23 protein-coding genes are annotated in these 19,378 nt (G+C 67.7%); 3 read left to right on the forward strand and 20 right to left on the reverse strand.

Annotated elements, in window-relative coordinates:
* Nucleotide 1: 1 nt before the first annotated feature.
* From AVJ23_RS20305 to AVJ23_RS20390, 19 genes are all read right to left on the reverse strand, one after another.
* On the reverse strand, nt 2-1,339 hold the full coding sequence (locus tag AVJ23_RS20305; protein WP_058864063.1) for a site-specific DNA-methyltransferase: 1,338 nt from the start codon (nt 1,337-1,339) through the stop codon (nt 2-4).
* A gap of 417 nt (nt 1,340-1,756) precedes the next feature.
* Nucleotides 1,757-2,203: a DUF6362 family protein gene (locus tag AVJ23_RS20310; RefSeq protein ID WP_058864064.1), complete on the reverse strand. Its 447-nt coding sequence runs from the start codon at nt 2,201-2,203 to the stop codon at nt 1,757-1,759.
* Nucleotides 2,196-2,405 carry a hypothetical protein gene (locus tag AVJ23_RS20315; RefSeq protein WP_437176762.1) on the reverse strand — a complete coding sequence of 70 codons (210 nt, stop codon included), beginning with the start codon at nt 2,403-2,405 and terminating at the stop codon, nt 2,196-2,198. Before AVJ23_RS20315 ends, AVJ23_RS20310 begins: the two co-directional genes overlap by 8 nt.
* Nucleotides 2,402-2,668 carry a hypothetical protein gene (locus tag AVJ23_RS23665; protein ID WP_437176763.1) on the reverse strand — a complete coding sequence of 89 codons (267 nt, stop codon included), beginning with the start codon at nt 2,666-2,668 and terminating at the stop codon, nt 2,402-2,404. The genes AVJ23_RS20315 and AVJ23_RS23665 overlap by 4 nt, the downstream gene beginning before the upstream one ends.
* Nucleotides 2,669-2,920: a hypothetical protein gene (locus AVJ23_RS23670; RefSeq protein WP_437176764.1), complete on the reverse strand. Its 252-nt coding sequence runs from the start codon at nt 2,918-2,920 to the stop codon at nt 2,669-2,671.
* Between the two features lie 206 nt (nt 2,921-3,126).
* A complete protein-coding gene (locus tag AVJ23_RS20325; RefSeq protein ID WP_058864066.1) occupies nt 3,127-5,916 on the reverse strand; it encodes a DUF7146 domain-containing protein in 2,790 nt (929 codons plus the stop codon).
* A complete protein-coding gene (locus tag AVJ23_RS20330; protein WP_058864067.1) occupies nt 5,913-6,218 on the reverse strand; it encodes a hypothetical protein in 306 nt (101 codons plus the stop codon). Before AVJ23_RS20330 ends, AVJ23_RS20325 begins: the two co-directional genes overlap by 4 nt.
* Nucleotides 6,219-6,244: 26 nt before the next feature.
* Nucleotides 6,245-7,528: an ATP-dependent DNA helicase gene (locus AVJ23_RS20335; protein WP_058864068.1), complete on the reverse strand. Its 1,284-nt coding sequence runs from the start codon at nt 7,526-7,528 to the stop codon at nt 6,245-6,247.
* Nucleotides 7,525-8,352, reverse strand: a complete 828-nt coding sequence (locus AVJ23_RS20340) for a hypothetical protein (protein WP_099045546.1) — start codon at nt 8,350-8,352, stop codon at nt 7,525-7,527. Before AVJ23_RS20340 ends, AVJ23_RS20335 begins: the two co-directional genes overlap by 4 nt.
* A 10-nt stretch (nt 8,353-8,362) precedes the next feature.
* Nucleotides 8,363-8,563: a DUF6511 domain-containing protein gene (locus tag AVJ23_RS20345; RefSeq protein ID WP_240484750.1), complete on the reverse strand. Its 201-nt coding sequence runs from the start codon at nt 8,561-8,563 to the stop codon at nt 8,363-8,365.
* A gap of 266 nt (nt 8,564-8,829) precedes the next feature.
* Nucleotides 8,830-9,063 (reverse strand): hypothetical protein, encoded by a 234-nt coding sequence (locus AVJ23_RS20350; protein WP_058864070.1) that lies wholly within the window; start codon nt 9,061-9,063, stop codon nt 8,830-8,832.
* Nucleotides 9,060-9,788: a hypothetical protein gene (locus AVJ23_RS20355; protein ID WP_058864071.1), complete on the reverse strand. Its 729-nt coding sequence runs from the start codon at nt 9,786-9,788 to the stop codon at nt 9,060-9,062. The genes AVJ23_RS20350 and AVJ23_RS20355 overlap by 4 nt, the downstream gene beginning before the upstream one ends.
* A 5-nt stretch (nt 9,789-9,793) precedes the next feature.
* Nucleotides 9,794-10,642 (reverse strand): ATP-binding protein, encoded by an 849-nt coding sequence (locus AVJ23_RS20360; protein WP_058864072.1) that lies wholly within the window; start codon nt 10,640-10,642, stop codon nt 9,794-9,796.
* Nucleotides 10,639-11,175: a hypothetical protein gene (locus AVJ23_RS20365; protein WP_240484752.1), complete on the reverse strand. Its 537-nt coding sequence runs from the start codon at nt 11,173-11,175 to the stop codon at nt 10,639-10,641. The genes AVJ23_RS20360 and AVJ23_RS20365 overlap by 4 nt, the downstream gene beginning before the upstream one ends.
* A complete protein-coding gene (locus tag AVJ23_RS20370; protein ID WP_058864084.1) occupies nt 11,172-11,516 on the reverse strand; it encodes a hypothetical protein in 345 nt (114 codons plus the stop codon). The genes AVJ23_RS20365 and AVJ23_RS20370 overlap by 4 nt, the downstream gene beginning before the upstream one ends.
* A gap of 24 nt (nt 11,517-11,540) precedes the next feature.
* Nucleotides 11,541-11,798 carry a hypothetical protein gene (locus tag AVJ23_RS20375; protein WP_157772743.1) on the reverse strand — a complete coding sequence of 86 codons (258 nt, stop codon included), beginning with the start codon at nt 11,796-11,798 and terminating at the stop codon, nt 11,541-11,543.
* Nucleotides 11,799-11,883: 85 nt separating this feature from the next.
* Nucleotides 11,884-12,606, reverse strand: a complete 723-nt coding sequence (locus AVJ23_RS20380) for a sigma-70 family RNA polymerase sigma factor (protein ID WP_058864075.1) — start codon at nt 12,604-12,606, stop codon at nt 11,884-11,886.
* A 92-nt stretch (nt 12,607-12,698) separates the two neighbouring features.
* Nucleotides 12,699-12,944: a hypothetical protein gene (locus AVJ23_RS20385; RefSeq protein WP_058864076.1), complete on the reverse strand. Its 246-nt coding sequence runs from the start codon at nt 12,942-12,944 to the stop codon at nt 12,699-12,701.
* A 93-nt stretch (nt 12,945-13,037) separates the two neighbouring features.
* A complete protein-coding gene (locus AVJ23_RS20390; RefSeq protein ID WP_058864077.1) occupies nt 13,038-15,197 on the reverse strand; it encodes a hypothetical protein in 2,160 nt (719 codons plus the stop codon).
* Between the two features lie 637 nt (nt 15,198-15,834).
* On the opposite strand from AVJ23_RS20390, the gene AVJ23_RS20395 reads away from it, so the two are divergent.
* Genes AVJ23_RS20395 through AVJ23_RS22430 form a run of 3 tightly spaced genes read left to right on the forward strand, consistent with a single transcriptional unit; the run spans nt 15,835 to nt 18,100 of the window.
* Complete coding sequence (locus tag AVJ23_RS20395) at nt 15,835-16,287, forward strand: DUF2924 domain-containing protein (protein WP_058864078.1); 453 nt, start codon at nt 15,835-15,837, stop codon at nt 16,285-16,287.
* Nucleotides 16,284-17,594 carry a recombinase family protein gene (locus tag AVJ23_RS20400; RefSeq protein WP_058864079.1) on the forward strand — a complete coding sequence of 437 codons (1,311 nt, stop codon included), beginning with the start codon at nt 16,284-16,286 and terminating at the stop codon, nt 17,592-17,594. Before AVJ23_RS20395 ends, AVJ23_RS20400 begins: the two co-directional genes overlap by 4 nt.
* A complete protein-coding gene (locus AVJ23_RS22430; protein ID WP_437176765.1) occupies nt 17,591-18,100 on the forward strand; it encodes a hypothetical protein in 510 nt (169 codons plus the stop codon). Before AVJ23_RS20400 ends, AVJ23_RS22430 begins: the two co-directional genes overlap by 4 nt.
* On the opposite strand, the gene AVJ23_RS20405 is transcribed toward AVJ23_RS22430, so the two are convergent.
* A partial coding sequence (locus AVJ23_RS20405; protein ID WP_058864080.1) for a calcium-binding protein occupies nt 18,018-19,378 on the reverse strand: 1,361 nt, incomplete at its 5' end. The two genes, AVJ23_RS22430 and AVJ23_RS20405, sit on opposite strands and share 83 nt — an antisense overlap.

Raw genomic sequence — 19,378 nt, forward strand, 5'->3', positions numbered from 1 at the left:
GTCAGGCCGCGTGGGCCCCCTCGGCCGCGGCCGGGGTCTCGCCCAGCCGCTCAGCCTTCACCTCGGCAAAGGTCCGGCCATCGCCGTCGAGGGTCGCGTCGCGGCCAGTATCGGCCTGCCAGCGCTCGATGGCGACGTCGACATAGGCCGGGCTGATTTCCATCGCGAATACCCGCCGGCCGTTGGCCTCGCCCGCCATGATCTGCGAGCCCGAGCCCGAGAATGGCTCGTAGCAGAGGCCGCCTCGCGCCACATGCTGGCGCATCGGGATCCCGAAGGCGTCGAGCGGTTTCGGCGTCGGATGGTTGGGCCGCTCGTCCTTCGCGAAGGACGGCATCTCCCAGGTCGAGGGCAGCGTCTGCTCGGCGACCTTCGGCGGACGGTTCGGACGGCGCCAGCCCATGAAGCAGGGCTCGTGCTTCCACAGGTAGTGCGACCGGGTCAGGACACCGCGGTCCTTCACCCATATGATCTGCTGATGGACGAAGGCGCCGGCCTTCTCCCAGCAGGCTTCCAGCATCGCCTGGCGGCGCGAGGCGTGCCAGCAGTACCAGGCCGCATCCTCGGTGATGGCCTCGGCCACAGCCGCGGCGATGAATCCGTCGTAGAGCTCGGCGCCCTGCGAGCTGTCGTCCCAGGTGACGCCGTAGGACTGCGACCAGTCCTTGTTCCGCGTCGGGTGGTTCGAGCCGTCGTAGTCGACGAGATACGGCGGGTCGGTCGCGAACAGCACCGCGCGCTCGCCGTTCATCAGCCGGCGCACGTCGTCGTGCGAGGTCGAGTCGCCGCAGAGCAGCCGGTGATCGCCGAGGATCCACAGATCGCCCGTGCGCGACGCCGGGTTGCGCGGCGGCTCCGGGATGGTCACCGGAGGCACGGAGCCCCCGCCGTCATTTTCTTCTTCACCGCCCCCGTCCGGATCGAAAGCCAGCAGCTTGTCCAGCTCGCCATCCGAGAAGCCGACCAGCGACAGGTCGTAATCGTCGGCCAGCAGGTCCTGCAACTCGGCCGACAGGAGCGCCTCGTCCCAGCTGCCGAGCTCCGTTAGCTTGTTGTCCGCGATGCGGTAGGCCCGCCGCTGCGCCTCGGTCAGATGCCCGAGCACGATCACCGGCGCCTCGGTCAGCCCGAGCTGCGTCGCGGCCAGCACGCGCCCATGGCCTGCGATCAGCTCCCCGTCGTCACCGACGAGGCACGGCACGGTCCAGCCGAACTCCGCCATGCTGGCGGCGATCTTTGCGACCTGGTCGGCGCCATGCACCTTCGCGTTTTTCGCGTAGGGCTGAAGGCGCGCAAGCGGCCACATCTCGATCCGCTCGGGGGCGAAGGCGAGGGTCATGAAGGTTCCTGTCGATGGTCGATCGGCATCCGCCGGGTGGACTCCGGCGCGGCGGGGTCCACCGGCCTCCAGCTGGACTCCGGTATCCGCGGGGTGTCCACCCCGCGCGGTCGGTCAGGTGTTTGAATTCACGAGGGTTTCGTGGCGTCGCGGCTGGACGCTGGAGTCCGGTGGCTTCCCAAAAATCCGGCCCTGTCGCTGGCGAAATGCCGAGCCAAGTCCGCCAGCATACATAGTCGCCAGGAAGGAACCATTGAATTTAATGGGTTGGCGGCATGGACCCCGGCTGGACCCCTCGGTGGACCCCGGAAGCCAGCGGCTGCGGTCTCGCCCGCGCGCTCCTCTCCCGAATATGCCGTCTTTGTAGCTCTATTCGCCGATCCTGTAAGGCGCTGCGATGTACACCGGAAAATTGTCTCAAAGGATGATTTTTCTTGACAGCCGATCCGCGTTTTCAATGACGAACTGCTGCGAGCGCCGCCGGGACGGAACGCGACCGTTCAGACGCCAGACGATGATGGCGATGCCGTATTGCCAGCGCTTCGTCGCCGCGGTGCGCGACAGCCCGAACTGCCAGCAGATCGGCTTCCAGGGTTTCCGGTTCGCCCGGAGCCACACGATCTGCGCGTCGTCGTTCTCGAGCCAGCGCAGCCACAGCATCGCCTCCTCGGCCTCGGTGATCTGGCGCGGGCTCGGCCGCGGCCGGCGCATCTGCGGCTCCTGGCCGACCTGATCGGCAAAGCTGTGGAAGTACTCGGGCCAGGCGTTGAAGTAGCCTTGCGGCTTCACCGCAGGCAGCTGCGCGAAGACGTCGGCGGCGAGTTCCAGGCGATCCTGCACCTGCGCGGTGGTCCAGTCAGTCATGGCGCACCTCCCGGACCGTGGGCGGCTTGCCGTAGAGCTTGTCCCCGAGTTGACGGACCAACTCGCGCTCCGGCCAGGTGAGCCGCTGGTCGTCCAGCGAGACCGCCAGCATGCGCTGCTCGTGCCAGCCCTCGCGCTTGACCTGCTCCGGGTCGCGGCGGCGCCCGCCATAGCCCTTGGGCGTGTAGCGCATCCTGCTCATGCCACGCCTCCCGCCGTCTCGATCGCCCAGAACAGGATGGCGATGGCGTCAGCCTCGTTGTCATCCGCGGGGCTGAAGCCCCGGGCGCGGGCCGCCGCGATCATCGCCTCCTTCGGTGCGTTGCCCTTGCCGGTAGCGTGGCGCTTGATCGTTCCTACGGGCACGCCCTGGTAGGGGACGTCCGCCGTCTCGGCCCATGCGGTCAGGGTGGCGAGCAGGCCGCCGAAGACATGGGCCGCGTCCGTCCCGACATGCCGGCGCACCTACTCGAAGTGGATCGCGCCGATGGGTCCGGCATCCGCGGCCAGCCGCTCCAGCCAGGCGCGGCAGCGGACATAGCGCATGCCGCCGCCGTCGTAGCGGCTCGGCCGGAACGAGACCGTGCCGCTGGTGATCAGCCCGTCCGCGGCGCGGAGGGCCCAGCCGGTGGTCGTGCCGAGGTCGAGGGCGAGAAGGACCGGCGTGCCGCCGGCAGGCGCGATCGCGGTCGAGGGGGTGAGAGATGCATGGGCCATCGGGGGCTCCTTTCCTGTCTGCTGCTCGATGGAGGGATGGGGGCGGCGCGCGGGGCTCATCGGTCGAGCTCCCGCAGCCAATCGGGGCGCGGTGAGGCCTGTGAACCTGCCTCGGAAGGCTCACACGGAGGCTCACACCCGCAACCTGTTGAAATGACGTCGCTTTGTGAGCCTTGTGAGGGTTGTGAACCTTTTCCGGCATCTCCTTACGTGCGCACGCGCGTGCACGCACGCGTAAGGGTGGAAAAAGGTTCACAAGGCTCACAAGGTTCACATTTCGGTTTGGTATCAGGGCCTTGCGCGTGTGAGCCTTCGTTTTCGAGGCTCACACGACCGGCCCGAGGCTCACACGGATCGGCGGTGCGACGGGCCGCTTCCGAGGGTCGTTCCTCCTCGGTCACCTTCAGCTGCCACTTCGTGGCGCGCCGGTAGGTGCCGGCCTTCACCAGCCGGACGCGGAGATCGCCGAGGCGGAACACCCGGTCCCGCATGCGTCCGATCGACATCCCGAAGCTGGTCTTGCGCGCCTGCTCGTTGGCGCCGCTCATCGGCGGCGGCGGATCGCAGAAGAGCGCGATGTCGTAGACTTCGGCGGCCGTCACCTCGGCGGTGCCGAACCTGTCCCACCAGGCGCCGATGAAGGCGTTCCAGGCGGCGCCCTCGCTGTCGGAGGACTCCATCATCTCCTCGAGATTGCCGAGGAAACCGGGAATACCCGCCACCTCGAGCACGCCGCCGAGCACGTGCGCCCAGTTCTCGAAGGAGCCGATGCTGCGCCCGCCGCGCGGCCGGCCGGCGGCGATCCATGCCTGGCAGAGCGTCAGACAGGCCGCGACCAGCCGGGCCCGGTTGGCGCGCACCCAGCTCATCAGGTCGGGGTGGCGGAAGTCAGAGCGCTGCCAGGGGCGGTCGGTATGCGGATCGAGCCGGATGCGCACCAGGCGCCGGGCCATCTCGTTGGAGAACTCCGGGTTGTTGCCGGTGGCGATCCAGAGGCAGCGGATCGGCAGCCGCGCCATCTCGGAATGGCCGAGGATGCGGTCCTCCCAGAAGGGCGCGGTGAGCGCGGCGGCGAGGGCCGAGCTGTCGAGCGTGGCGCGGAGGTTGTCGATCAGCACGATGGCGGGGATCTGGCGGAGCTTCGCGGTCACGCGCTTGCGCCATTCCTCGTCGTCGCGCCCCTCGGTCATGACGCTGGCGCCCGCACCGGTCAGGATGCCGGTGATCGCATCGACCATCAGCGTGGCCCCGGTGCCGGGCGCCGGCTTCTCGATCAGGTGCAGCGGCGTCGGCCCGTCGATCATGCCGCGCAGGAAGCCCAGCAGCAGGAGCGCCACGACATGGGAGCGCTCGGCATCGCCGGTGAAGGGGAAGTCACCGAGCAGATCCTCGCAGATCAGCGTGCGCGCCGCGGCGATCTCGGCCGATGTGGGCCTGGCGGGAATGTCCGGCACGGCGAAGCCCGGCGCCGGGACGTAGAGCAGACGCGCGTCGGGGTGATAGCCGGGCGTTGTGAGCAGCGTGCCATTCCGCCCGAAGACCGGCGTGTTCACGATGCCGGTCAGCACGGGCAGCGCGGGATCGGGCGTGGCGAGGACCGACTTGACAACCGGCAAAGGCGGCGGCGCCGGGATCGGCTCGCCCTTGGCGTTCACGCGCACCCAGCGGGCAAGCCGCGCAAGCATGTGGCGGAGCTTCTCCTCGCCCATCGCGGTGGCGACGGGCCGGCCCTCGTCGTCGGGGACGACCCATGTGGGCTGGCCTGCGAGGCGGAAGAGCCAGGGGCAGCGGTTCGAGGCCATGAGCAGGCTCCAGACCTGCTCGTTCGCGCGCGCCAGATCGCCCTCGTCGGCGCGCAGCGTCGGGACCGTGTCGCCCGAGCCCTGATAGTTGAGCGGCCGGTGCTGCCCGATCTGCATCACCGTCTCGGCCTCGACGACCGACTCCGCGGCTGCGATCAGGCGCGCCACGGCCACGGGGCCGTCTCTCAGCAGCAGATCGTTGAAGTCCTGACCTTCCTCGGGCGGCACGGCGATGGCGACGTCGCGCCCCTGCGCGCGCAGCCGTCGCGCAGCGGCATCCGCGGCGCGAAGGCCGGCGCCAGAGGCGTCGTTGTCGGCGAGGATCACGATGCGCGTGGCGGCCGGCGGCAGCTCGACCTGTTCGAGGCCGGAGGTCGAGAGCGTGGCCCAGACCGGCAGATCGGGACAGGCGGTCATGGCCGCGAGGCCGGTCTCGATCCCCTCCGACAGCGCCAGCCTGTCGCCGTCGCCGATGGGCGCGAGCCGCACCGCGCCGCCGGCCACGCGGCCGAGCATCTTCTTTGCCTTGTCGAGCGGGGCCTTGCGGATGCTGCCGTTGGTGTCCGTCGCGAGCCATGTCCGATGCAGCCCGATGACATCGCCGTTCCGGTCACGCACCTGGCCCACGAGGGCCGGATAGCCCGCCTTCGTCTCGTAGTGCGCGAGGTCGGGATGGAAGAGCAGATCGGCCTCGGCGGGGACAGCGAGGCCGCGGCCCGCGAGGTAGTCCGCAGCCGGCGTGCCCGCGAGCGGCTGCGCCGAGGACAGGATGTGCGCGATCTCTCGGGTGGCATCGCGCTTCGGCGGGCGGGGCGGTGCCGCCTCGCGTCTGGGAGCGCCGGCCACAATCCCTGCCATCTCTGCAGCCTCGACGATCAGCGGCTGTCCCGAGAGGCTCGTGATCGCCTCCAGCGCCGACAGCGGCCCACCGCCTTCGTTGCCGTCGAAGTCGATCCAGTCACCGGCATTCGGCCCGCGCAACGCGATGACGCAGGAGCCGGTGTTCCGGGGCGCGTCACCCCGAATGTTGGCCAGCCGCCACTCGTCGCCGGAGCGGCGTCCCCGCGGGAACAGCCGCGGCACCCAGTCCTCCGCCGTGTCGCGCAACCGCTGCACGATCATATCCAGATCGTAGCGTTCCGGCTGTGAACGCCACGGCAGCACGTCGTTGAGATCGATGACCGTGGCGCTCACTGGACCGCCTCCGATCCCACCACGCCGGCGAACCAGCTTCGGTCGCTGCGAATGGCGATGAATCCGAAACCCGGTCCCTGGTGCTTTGGGTTCGGAACGATCCACAGATCCTCGCCCCCATCGTAGAAGGCGCCGTGGTCCGGCCCGAAGAGTTCCTCCAGGATATGCTCGATCGGCACCTCTCGGAGCGCTTCCTCGAGCGCTCGAACCTCCTCGACGCTCGTTCGGGCCGCTGCGGCGAATGCTTGGCGTTCTGCATCCTTTTCCTCTGCCGTGCGCGGATCTCGGGATCGACCCTGCATGGAATTCTCCTTCTTCGACGATGTGGTCATGACAGGATCACGAGCCCCCATTCCGCGCGGGTGATGGCGGTGTAGAGCCACCTGTTGCGATCGGCGGCCGTGCGGCCGAAGCCGTCATCCACGACGACGACCGTGGGAAATTGGCTGCCCTGCGCCTTGTGGCAGGTGATGGCGTAGCCCCAGCTGCTCTCGATGAGGCCGCGCTTGATCTGCCATTCGCGGCGCCCGCGCTCGGGGTCGTAGGCGATGTGATCGGCGTACTCGCCGCGCCAAAAGCTCTGCCGCCCGGCGATGCTCTCGCCGTCCTCGGTCTCGACCATGGCGCTGAAGGCGAAGGCGTCGTCGGGGTCCTGGCGCACATCACTCAGCGTCAGGAACATGCCGTTGATCAGGCCGAGATCGTGGCGGTTCTTAAGGCAGATGATCTTCTCGCCGTGGCCTGTCGGATAGTCGGCCTCGAACCCGGCGGCGCGCTTCATGGCGGTGTTCAACCAGCGCCGTGTCGCGTTGGTGCCGCAGAGCACCTGGCCCCCGCGCAGCATCTGCGCCGGGCCCACCTCGTGGCGCGACATCTTCCAGACATGGTCGTCATGCGCGCCCATCGGGATCGGCGCGCCCTGCCGCGCCAGCGTCGCGAGCCGCAGAATGGCGCTGTCCTCGGCCTGCCGGTGCACCTCGGTCAGCATCACGTCGGGCGCGGCCTCGGTGAAGAAGCCGGCGCCCTTCACCGGTGGCAACTGCCCCGGATCGCCAAGCACCAGGATCGGCTTGCCGAAAGCGAGAAGGTCGCGCCCCAGGTCCTCGCCCACCATCGACACCTCGTCGAGGACCAGCAGGTCCGCGTCGCGCAGGATGGACTGCTCGTTGATCAGGAACTTCGGCTGGTGGATGTCCTCGAGCCGCATCTCCAGCTGTGCGATCCGCGTCATGGCGAAATCGCGCTCGGCCGGCCCCATGCGCGGCAGCTCGCGCCGGAGTGTCGCCAGGTCCTCGGTCACCCGCTCGATCTCTTCCGGCGTCGCCTCGGAGACGCGGTAGATCAGGCTGTGGATGGTCTGCGCGGGCGTGCCCTTGCGCGTCATGACGAGCGCGGCCTTGCCCGTGAAGGCGCCGAAGAGCACGCCGCCCGGGGCGCCGGGGGTCATCGGCGCCAGCCCCAGCGCCTCGATCGCCTGCGCGGTGGTCGTGGTCTTGCCGGTCCCGGCATAGCCGAACACCCGGAACACCTGCTGCTCGTGGCGGCGGGTCTCGTACCAGTCGCGGATAGCCGCGATTGCGCGGCTCTGCATCTCGGAAAGTGTGACGGTCATGCTGTGGCCTCCGGCCGTTCGCCGCTGAAACGCTCCACAGGAGCGTTTCCGGGACGCGGCTCACCCCAGCAGCGTGCCGAGAACGGGCAGAACCGGCAGAGGTAGAAGTCGGGGCTCGTGGCGATCCGCGGCAGCAGCTCGCCCGCATCCACGGCGCGCAGCACCGCGACCGCCCTGTCGGAGAGTTCCTGCGCGGTCGCCGGATCGAAGGGAACGTGCTCGTGGTAGAGTTCGCAGCTGTCCTTGTTCAGCGCGGTGAAGAGCGCCGACCCGAGGCCCATATAGGCCATGTAGATCTGCATCTGCCCGAAATAGACGGGCTTGGAGAGCCGCACGCCCTTCTTCGCCGTGTCCGACCATGAGGACGCCTTCAGCGCCTTGTGCTCCCAGAGCACCGGCCAGGTGAGGCCCACCTCCGGGCCGGCGACGATGACGCCGTCGACATGGCCGCGGATCCGGCCGCCCGCGGTCTCGAAGCCGAACTGCCCGCCGTCGCGGGTCTGGGTCCGCAGGTCGAACCCGGCCAGCCGCAGCCAGCGGATGGAGAGATCCTCGAAGATATGGCCGGCGGCGAAGATGCGCAGGCTCCGCCCCTCGAGCTCCTTGCCGGGATCGGGCGGGGTGTGGGTCACCTCGTAGACGAGACGGCGCGCGCAGGGCTCTCCGATCCGGCTGGCCCCGAGATAGTCGCGGGGCCTCTGGCCAGCGCGCTCGGCCACGAGGGCGTCGTCGAGCAGCGTGTTGATCCGGGCGCCGAGCGGCGGGGGCGCGTCCTTGGCGCGGCCATAGACGAAGCCCGAGCGGTGGTTGAGATCGACCAGCATCCGCCCCCCCTCAAAACGGCACATCGCCGGCGTCGGACTGGCGCTGCATGGACGCCTGAAATCCGTCGACGCAGGCCTCGATCAGGCGGTCGATGTCCTCGGCAGGCCGGTCGAAGAAGGGCGTCATCAGCCCCATCTCGGTCAGCGCCTCGGCCAACTCGCGGCGCGCGTCGCGGATCGCGCGGGTTTCCATGTCGGTCTTGTCGATCATGCCGTGGTTCCTCTTGGCGTTGGCCGAGCCCGCCGTGAGGCAGGCCATCGAGCAGAAGCGGTGATGGGGATGGCGATCCCAGCGCAGGCCGTGGCAGTAGCCGAAGCCCCGGGCCTCCCGGCCGCAGAGCGCGCAGGGCACGCGGCGGCCGAGTTCGGCGCGGGATAGAGGGCTCCGCCCGTTCGCGGCTGGAACGCTCCCCGTTCGGCGGGTAAACGCGCCACTGGCGCCTTTCCCGCTCCGCCTCACCCTTCCCGAGACGCCGCTCACCCCATCAGGAGCAGGTCGAGCACGCTTCGCTCCTCCGCGTCCGGCGCGGCGGTTCGGCGCTCGGAGGCCAGCACGATGAAGCGGCTGATGGCGTTGGAGGCCATGCATTCCAGGTCGCGCCGGGTGAGGCTGGCGATGGGGCGGTCGAGCCGCCCCCGCGACTCGAGCCAGCGCCCCATCGCAAGGGCCGCTTCCGTGGTGACATGCGCCTGCCATTCGTCCGGGCTCACGGGTTGAGCCAGGCTGGGCCGCCCGTGGCCTTCGGCGCGGCGGGTTCAGACGCAGATTGGGCGGCGGTCTGGGCGGCCGGCGACGACCAGGCGGGCGCGGCCGGCGCCGCGGCGGGCTGCGCCTGGCCCCAGGCGGGGGTTGCGGGCTGTGCGGGCGCAGCGGCGGGACGGGGCTTGTTCGACGGCTGCGCCGGCACCGTCTCGCCGGCCATCACCTTCTGCCACTCGGGCGCGGTGGGCAGCACGACATGGTCGAGCTTGTTGGCGTCCTTGTAGGCGGGGTTGCGGTTCGGCTCGATCTGGATCTTCGCGACGAAGGTGATCCCGTCGAGATCGGCGAGCCCGCGCAGCACGCGCTTCGCCTTGGCCTCTTCGCTCATGTCCTCCGGGCTCAGGCCGAGCGCGCTGTCGATCATTGCGCGGAAGGTCGACTTCGAGATCTTCCAGCCGATCGACTGGCCCTGCTCGTCGAGCTTGCCGCCCTGCACGGTGAAGTTCTGCCAGAACTTGCGCCGCGCATGCGGGCCCTCGGCCACGGTGAACTCGGCGTCGAGCATCAGCACGTCGCTGCCGGGCTGGTTCGAGGGCTTCAGCAGCCCGCGATCCGCCTCGCTCGCCTCGTCCGTGCCGCCCTTGCGGATGGACATGGTCACCTTGGCGAAGGTGCCGTCGGGGATCAGGTCGCCGGACTGCTGCGGCGCCACGTCGTTCATGTCGAAGGTCATCTCGTTCATCCTTTCGGTGCGTGGTTGATCTTGGAGAGGAGCGCGCCGAGATCGGCCGGCTCGGTCAGGTCGAGGCGCCCGGAGCGGTCCTTCGCGGGCAGGCCCCAGGGATTGCCGGAGCGGCAGACGAGGCGGCGCGTCTCGCCCTTCTCGGGGTCGTGCCGCCAGGCGGTCGCGCCATCGGGGCCGGTCTCGGGGCTGAAGAGGCCGAGGGTCATCACCTGGTCGACGATGCCGGGCAGCTCGCGCGCGGCCTTGCCGCCCTCCATTTGCGGCTGCCAGATCGTCCGGTTCATCTCGTCGGTGATCCGCTCGAGGATGCCGACGAAGATCACCGTGCGGCCGGGCGCATGCTGGAGGTGCTTGAGAAGCCCGATCACCTCGCGGGCGAGGAGCCCGTAGGCGCCGCGCGTGTCCGGCTTGCCTGTCCGCTCCGACATCGCCTCCGGCCGGGTCTTGGCCCAGGCCATCGCCTGCCGGGTGAGGTCGGTGATGCTGTCGACGAAGACGATGCGCTTGGCGTCGAGGCGTGCAGCGAGTTCCGGATGAAGCCCGCGCAGATGAGCGTGGTGCGCTTCCGAGAAATGCTCGTCGGGCTGGGCCGCCGGGTTCGCCCCGCCGATCAGGCAGGCGATGTCCACGGCGTCGGCGAAGCGGCGGATCGGCAGGCTGTCGCCGCGCCAATCCTGCACCGATTTGAGCCCCGCCTCGAGATCGAGGCAGACGGTCTCCTCGGCCGGCAGCGTCTTCAGGAGCGTGGTCTTGCCGGCGCCGCTCGGGCCGAACAGCGCCATGGTGGTCTTGCCCTGCGCCTCGCGCAGCCGCTCGTCGGCGGTGACGATCCGGAGGCTCATGCCGCGCCTCCCTGCGGCAGAAGCTCCACCTTCAGCGCGCCGGTGCGCACGGTCCGCGCGGGCTCGAACACCGACCGGATGTTCTCGGGCCAAGATGCGTACTTGCGCTCCGGCACCTTGATGGCGATGTCGACATACTGGGCGGGGTCGTCGCCCGAGCGGCGAATGCGGTCGACGATCTCGCCGAGCCGGTCCTGGTCCCAGTCCACCCGCTTCGGCAGATCGGCCACCACGGTGAAATCGCCGTCGTCGAAGCGGACGGTGCCGGTGTCCTTGCTGTGGGCCTGCCGCTCCTCGGCGGCGCACGTGGTGTAACGGACGGTCAGCGCGGCATCGAGCCGGGCCTTCGCCGCCTTGGCGCGCTTCAGCGCCTCCTCGGTCTCGCGCTGCAGGATGGCGAGCAGTTCGACCGGCAGCTGCGCGAGTTCGGCGTCGGGGATGCCCGGCAGGGCGTCGGGCGTGGGGCTGTTGTTCGGCCAGGGCATGAACGGGTCTCCGTGATCGGCGAATGGGGTCTGGATGGGGGAGGTCACGCCGCCTGCTCCTCGAGCAGCAGAGCAGACAGCGCGGCGGCGGCGGCCTTCGGCTTCGGGCGCGCGACGGCGATGTAGGCGAAGCGGTCGGGGCCCACGCGCTCCTGCACGAGGTGGACGAGGCCCTGCTCGGCGGCCCAGAAGGCGCGCGACCCGAGCCGCGCCAGCTCCTCCCGCTCGCGGTCCGCGAGGCGTCCGAGCATCGGGAAGATGTCGAGCACGAGGAAACCGCGATGGTATTCGAGCCGGTCGCCGGGCGCGGCCTGCGCCACCCACGCGCAGAACTCGATTTCGCTGAGCGGGCGGCTGGCGCGGACGGTGATGAAGGGGGTGTTGCCCATGAACATGATCTCCGTCGCCAACCGCTAGGCGGCCTGCCGGGAAATCGGCCCGACCGGGCGAGTGTGGAGACCGGCGACCGGGGCGGCGGCGGCCGGATCGGCCGGGTCATCGCCGTCACAGGCGGCGTAGACCGCAAGGAGCGGCGTGCCGTCCTGATGCGCGCCGGCATCCTCGATCCGGTAGGCCTGGTGGTTCTTCAGAACCTCGGGCAGTTCCCAGCGCCGATAGAGGCCCGGGATCCTGACCATCTCGGCTGCGGGGACTGGGTGTCGTTCCTGCATGGTCCATCCTTGTTCATGCTGCTCGGCGGTGTGCTCGCCGGTCATTGGGGAAAAGCCACTCAGCGCGCCGGATCGGGACATCGGGTCAGACGATTTCGTGGAGGCGGTCGCGGAGCCTGCGCGTGGCGCGCTGATAGCGCTTGCGGGCGGCTGCTTCGGTTAGGCCCAGCCGGTCCGCCGTCTCAGCCTGCGAGAAGCCCTCGACGGCGACACAGCTGACGAGATCCGCGTCGCGACCGATGAACTGCCGCATGTCGTCGACAAGCCGCGCGCGTTGCAGCGCTCGTTCGGGCTGTCCATCCAGAGCGGGGACTACATCGGGATCGATCGCGGTGGCGAAGCCTTCTCGTTCCGCGTCGCTCTTTCGCGCCCGGATAATGTCGCGCTCGACGTTCCGCAGCACCGTGGCGGCGATCCAGGTCACGCGCTCCAGATCGAGGCTGCGAATGGCCTCGGTCGTCCGGGCGAGAATGTCGGACACGATCTCATCGACGGGCGCGATCCTGCGCGCCACCGCGCGACGCCGGATCGCGTCGAGCCCGGGCCAGAGCGCCAGCAGCAGCACGGTCACCGCGCAATCGGACGCGCCATCGTCGTCCTGCGCCGCTGCGATCAGCGCCCTGAGGATCCGGTTCTTGCCGGCAGGGCTGTCGGGACCGCGGTGCAACGCTTCAAGAAGCGCCGCCCGGTCCGGGAACCGGGCGATGGATCCGTGCGCGCATCGGAGCGCGTCGAAGCTGCGCTGGAAGCCGAGAGTGGATGAGGATTGCATGAGGTGGTCGCGGATTTCGTGCCACGCGAAGGACATCGGACGCCTGCCTTCTGGCCAGGCGTCCGGCGCCTTGTGGTGGCCAGGTCAGGACGTCGCGCGTCTCTGCGGTTTCAGGGGTTGGGCGCGCGTCAGCGCGCGGGTGCGGTGGCGTGGTTCAGCGTGCCGCAGCCGCGGCAGGTGGCCTGAACCGGGAAGCCCACGAGATACTCGTGGCCCCGCGCGAACCGCAGGTGCATGCGGCCGTCGCGGCAGACGCCGAGCAGCTTGTCACAGCGCGTGCAGCGCCATTCCGAGTTGAGGGTGGTGGGCTTGGTCTTCGCGGCGCCGGACCAGCTCGTCGGGGCTGCCTGGCGCGGGTGGAAGGGAGTCGGCATCGGAGTGCTCCTCTGACTGAGTGAGCACCCCCATTGGCCTGGGGAATCGGAGCTAGTCAGACCCCCCAATCGGAGCCAGATCGGAGCCAGCCGTCAGACGGCGATCTCCCATTGTCCTTTTCCGGGGCTTCGCAGGAAGTCGGCTGTCAGCTTTTTCCAGAGAGGCTGCTTGAAAATGTTTGCCAACGACTGGTCTTCCGCGATCCCGCTGATCAGGTCTGCTGTCGCCATTGGCATCGGGCCGGCGTTGTGCGCATCGACCAGCCGCTGGATGACTTCGATGCGGTTCTCGCCCTTGATGTCGATGCTGCCTTTCCCCGGAACAAACAGAGTTGCCATGTTTTCCCCGACCCGGGTGAGTTCGACAGCCTGGCCGCCGCGGGCCAGGATCCGATGGCGTCGAAACACGGACCGGAGCTTGTCTGCGACCAACTCGATTTCGGCTTGCTGGGTGTCGATCTGATCGACAAGCGGCGTAAGAACGTTCGCAGCCAGACACGGTCCGGGAGCGCTGCCGGCCTGCAGGACAAGACCGATGCCGAGGTTGTGGCGCGCCCGAAGCTCCGTATCGACGGCCGAGCGGACCTTCTCCCGGTCGAGACCGCGCGCGAGATAGATCGGGACGTCCCCGCCATCGACACTGAGCATTCCGAGGTATAGGAGATGGTCGCTTAGCTTTTCGATAGCGGGCGCATCGAGCACGTGTTCAAGGCCCGCTTTCAGGTGTTGCGCAACCCAGCCATCGCGCACCCGGTAGACTCTGTAGAGTTCCGGATTGCCAGGTGTGACCTGACCCTCGGTGACCTCGAGGTTGACCACCTTGTGGCCTTCCCCGTCCTCATCGTCCCTTTGGACACCGGTTTTCACCCCGGCCGCGACCGGCCCGACCTCATCTTCATCGTCGATCAGATCGTCGCCTTCCCAGCCGTGGGGCGCGAGAAAACCCAGTTCAGTAAGGAGGCCCGGATCTACACCTCGAGCTTGGAGCCATGCCCCGGAGACCTTTTCGGCCCCGATGTCCCAGATGGCCAGCAACGCAGGCATCACGGCCATGCTCTCTTCGTCGCCCGGCGCGCGGCCCTCACGGAGGATGTTCCAGTGTCGCAACAGGCGATGTCCCAGAACCCGTTCGAACGGGTCGTCGAGACTCAGAAGGCTGCTTGTATTTCGGTCGGTGAGCGTGAAGTCGAGTGTTTGCGTCGCTTCTCGTCCAGCCCGCCGATACCGCACCGCGATCTCGACGAAGCGAATTGCGACCGCTCGCTCGAAGATCCTTGGGAGGCCCGGCTGGCTGTCGATGATCTCGGCGATGTCCTGATCGATGGTAGTAGAAAGCGACAGGCGGTTGGCGAGATTACGGATGCTGATGTCGGCACGGATTACCCTTGCGCTTTCTATCAACACGTCATCGAAATCCGGCAGCTCCAGGTCGAAGCCTTTCAGGAAATGCGAGATGTCGTAGGCCTGAAAGTCAACGGGCTGATTTGAGTAGGTTTGATCGAGAGCTGTTTCAATGAAACGTTCCGCAATAGTGTGCCTGAGCTTTCGGTTTCCGGCGCGAACATGCACCCGACCGGTCGATGGCGTGTAGACGATCATCGCCTCGCCGGGTGGCCGGAAGTAGATGCTCGACCGATTACCGTCGTCGTCGATCTCTCGAACGCTCGTGGGTGGGTCAGGGTGGTACAGCAGGTACATTTCCGCAGCCGGTTCTTCGCCGTCTTCAGGGATATTGAACTTGTCGATGCTGTAGCCGTCGCCGCGATCGAGGCGCGTGTTGAGGTCGGCTAGAAGCGCCTCAAGCAATGCGCTGCCGGCGCCCGGGCCCCCGTCGATCGAAGGCTCGGCCATGAAGGTCTGGTAATGCTTGTCGTAGCGCCGGTAGAGACGCAGATGCAGGCTGTTCTCCGCCGCTTCGAACAGCCCGTGTTCGTTGGCGAAGGCCCACAGGCTCCGCGCCAGCTTGTCCCGCTGGGTGAGTAGTTCTTTTGCGCGATCTGGCTCGAGCTTGGTCCTCGCGAGACCGTCGAGGACATACTCACCCTGATCTCTCGCAATGTTGACGATCCGCGCCGCCTCGGATTCCAGCGGACCCAGTCGGTCCTTCTTCTCAATGCGCAGCATTTCGCGGGCAGATGCCGGACCGTCCGGATCGTCACGGTCGAACCGGTAGGGTTCGAGCCAGTTCAACCTCTCGAAAATCTTGCTTCCGAAGAACGCCGCCAGGAGCGTCGGCTCGGCGTCGTCGAACAATCGAGAAAGGTTGGGGCAACTCTTCGCCGGTGCTCGTACCATCTAAACCTCCGAAAACGCCACAATATGCTGCCGCGTGTTGCCGACGAGCCACGCGTGATCTCTACCTCGCGAATGCCGATCGTGACCGATGAAAGCGACATTGGCGCTGTGCCGGCCCGAAACTTCCGCCTGTGGCAGGTTGGTCCAGACTACCTCGATGGCCGCCTGGTAGGCCGGACGTTCCGGACGTGCTGCACGCGCCATGAACCTGCCTCAAACGACTAATGCCTCTGTTTGATTCAACCCTCTATAATCATGGACAAATCCGTGATCTTCAAGCCTTGATGTTCCCCACATGTTCCTGCCGCGGGAATTTGTGTCGTGGCGATGTCCCATCACGGTGCCGGAGGTGGCTTTTCCTCTGTGACAACACCACAGCCTCCGGCCCCCTCGACATGAAACGCCCCAATCCCCTGCCGCCCGACCAGATGACTCCCGCCGAGCGCCGCGCTGAACTATGCGGCTTGCTGGCGCTCGGGCTGATCCGTTTGCAGATGCGGGAAAAGGGCGAAGATTCTGACGCAACCGGAGAAATTCGCCTACACTCTCCGGCGAGCGCATGCCGTCATGCAACTCCAACTCACCGGAGACCCGCATGACGACCCACGATCCCATCCCCGCGCGCCTGGCCGCGCTCAAGACCGCCACGACGCCGGAGCTGAAAGCGCAGTGGCGCGACCTGTTCGACAGCGAGCCGCCGCCCTTCAACCGCCGCTATCTGGAGAGCCGGCTGGCCTACCGCATACAGGAACTGGCCTATGGCGGGCTGAAGCCCGAGACGGTGCGCCGGCTTGAGCGGCTGGGCGAGGAACTCGATGGCGGTGACAGGAAGAAGAGCCGCGTTCGCGCCGACACGATGCCCATCGTGGGCACGCGGCTGATCCGCGAGTGGCAGGGCGTCGAACATGTCGTCACCGTCGCCGCCGACGGCTTTGAATGGCAGGGGCGGCCCTACAAGTCGCTGTCGGCCATTGCCCGCGCCATCACTGGGACGCGGTGGAACGGGTGGGTTTTCTTTGGCTTGAAGTCGCGGAGGGCGCGGGCATGACAAAGCCGATCGTCCGGAAACAGCGTTGCGCGATATACACGCGCAAATCCTCCGAAGAAGGGCTGGAGCAGGAGTTCAACTCGCTCCACGCCCAGCGTGAGGCTTGCGAGGCGTTCATCGCCAGCCAGCGGTCCGAAGGCTGGGTACTGGTCCGTGATCAGTATGACGACGGCGGCATCTCCGGCGGCACGCTGGATCGGCCCGGCCTGCAGCGGCTGCTGAAGGATATCGAGGACGGGCTGGTCGACGTGGTGGTGGTCTACAAGATCGACCGCCTCAGCCGCTCGCTCGCCGACTTCGCCAAGCTGGTCGAGGTGTTCGACCGCAACGGCGTGACGTTCGTCTCGGTGACGCAGTCGTTCAACACCACCACGTCGATGGGGCGGCTGACGCTGAACATCCTGCTCTCGTTCGCCCAGTTCGAGCGCGAGGTGACCGCCGAGCGCATCCGCGACAAGGTCGCCGCCAGCCGCAGGAAGGGCATGTGGATGGGCGGGGTGCCGCCCTACGGCTACCGGGTCGAGAACCGGAAGCTGGTGGTCGACGAAGGCAACGCCGCTCATGTCCGCTGGATCTTCGCCCGCTTCCTCGAGATCGGATCCGGGACAGAACTGGCACGCGAGGTCGCGAAGCGCGGCATCCGCACGCCGCGCGGCAACCGGATCGACAAGAAGTATCTGTACCGGATGCTCAACAACCGCGCCTATATCGGCGAGGCAGTCCACAAGGGCGACTGCTACCCCGGCGAGCACGACGCCATCATCGACCGCGAGACGTGGGACCGCGTCCACGCCATCCTGCAGGAGAGCCCCCGCAAGCGCGCCGCGCGCACCCGAGCAGAGACGCCGGCGCTGCTGAAGGGGCTGCTGTTCGGTCCCGATGGCGCGGCGTTCTCGCCGACGCACACCCGCAAGGGCGACCGGCTCTACCGCTACTATGTCAGCCAGACAGTGCTGAAGCACGGCGCTGGATCCTGCCCGGTCGGCCGCGTGCCTGCGGGCGAGATCGAGGGCGCCGTGATCGACCAGCTGCGTGCCGTCTTCCGCCAGCCCGAAGTCGTCGCGGGGACGTGGAAGGCGGTGCGCGCCCATGCCGATGACATCACCGAGGCCGACGCCCGTGCGGCCCTGCAACAACTCGACCCGCTGTGGGACGAGCTTTTCCCCGCCGAGCAGGCGCGCATCGTGGCGCTGTTGGTGGAGCGCGTGGACATCGGCACGGACGGGCTCAACGTGCGGCTCCGTGTCGACGGCCTCAGCGGGCTCGCGCGCGAGATGCAGGCTGGTGAAACGGGAGCGGCTGCATGACCCGCGGTACGCCGTTCCCCGACACGGTGACACTGCACGTCGCGTTCCGGATCGTGAAGCGCGGCGGGCGCAAGGAGATGCAGATGCCAGACGGTGCTGTTCAGCCGCGCCGGACAGATAGCGCCCTCGTCAAGGCGTTGGCCCGCGCGTTCCGCTGGAAGCGGATGCTGGACTCAGGCGAGTTCGCGTCGATTTCCGAACTGGCTGAGCGCGAGGGCATCGCATCCTCCTACATGACCCGCGTCCTGCGGCTCACGCTGCTCGCGCCGGATATCGTCGAGGCGGTCCTGGACGGGAAGCAGGGGTCGGAGGTGACACTGGCGCGGTTGCTCGAGCCGTTCCCGGTGGAATGGGAGGCGCAGCTCTACATTAAGGCGAAAGCGGCAGAAGGGCGGCGCCCGAAGGCGCCGCCCAAGATTGACATCAAACGAAGTCGAAGTCGGCGTTGCCAAGAGAACCTGCGAAGTTCTCCAGAACGATCTTGCCGAAGGTTGTGTCGCCCGTAACGTCGATTTCCGTGTTCGCTCCACTCGTGGAAATCGCAAGATCCGATACGTCGCTCAGGCCGAAACCGGAGAGGTCGATCAGGTCCTCGCCCTTGGTGAAATCGGTGATCGTGTCGGTCCCGAAGTTCGCAACGAAGACGAACGTATCGTCTCCCGAGCCGCCGGTCACGGTGTCGCTCAGGCCGGCGCCGCTGCTTGTGAAGCTGTCGTTGCCCGCGCCCAGGTCGTAGGTGAGGCTGTCGTTCACCCCGGCGGAGACCACGGTATCGTCGCCGCCGCGCATCTCGACGAGCGGGACGGACCCGCCGTTCACGTTGATGGCTGAGAAGTCGAAGGTATCGTCCCCGCTGTCCGTTCCCCGGAGCGTTTGCCCGTTGCCGTAGAGCAACTCGATCCCGGAGATTCCCGAGCCGTCGTTCAGGCCGCGCAGCATGACGCTGCCGGTTCCCTCGAAGTCGAGACGATCCGATCCGCCCGCACCGGCATCGACCGTGTCGTCGAGCGCCTCCATGCCGGTGACCTTGATCGTGTCGTTGCCGGCCCCGGTGTCGATCACGTCGGCATCGTCCCCGCCGTCGACCACGTCGTTGCCGTCGCCGGTGGTGATGGTGTCGCTACCCTTTCCTCCGAGCACGGTGTCCTTGCGCGCGCCCGTGGTGGTGAAGCTGTCGTCCCCGTTGCCGAGGTCGTAGGTCAGATCGTCCTGAACGCTGGCGATGACCGTGTCGTCGCCGTTCTGCATCTCCACTGACCAACCGTTCTGGACATTGACGCCGGACAGATCGAACACGTTGTCGTCGGCATTCGTGCCCTTCAGCACGCCGCCTGACCCACTGATCTGTTCGACATTGTTGACGGTGCCGGCGCCGGTGCTGCCATCGTTGATGTTGCGCAGGAAGAGCGTGCCCCCGGTGTTGTCGATGATGTCGTAGCCATCGCCGCCGTCGATCTCGTCGTCGAGCGCGTCGAAGGTGTCACTCACCTTGATCGTGTCGTTGCCCGCCCCGGTGTCGATGGTGTCGGCATCGTCTCCGCCATCGACCACGTCGTTGCCGTCGCCGGTGGAGATGTCGTCCTCGCCGTTGCCGCCGAGCACGGTGTCCTTGCGCGCGGCCGTGCCGGTGAAGGTATCGTCGCCGTTGCCGAGATCGTAGGTCAGGTCGTCGACGCCGCCGCCGATCACCGTGTCGTCGCCGTTCTGCATCTCCACTGACCAACCGTTCTGGACATTGACGCCGGACAGATCGAACACGTTGTCGTCGGCATTCGTGCCCTTCA

Origin of the sequence: Pseudoponticoccus marisrubri, assembly GCF_001482405.1 — a bacterium.
In the GTDB taxonomy this organism is placed as follows: Bacteria; Pseudomonadota; Alphaproteobacteria; order Rhodobacterales; family Rhodobacteraceae; genus Pseudoponticoccus; species Pseudoponticoccus marisrubri.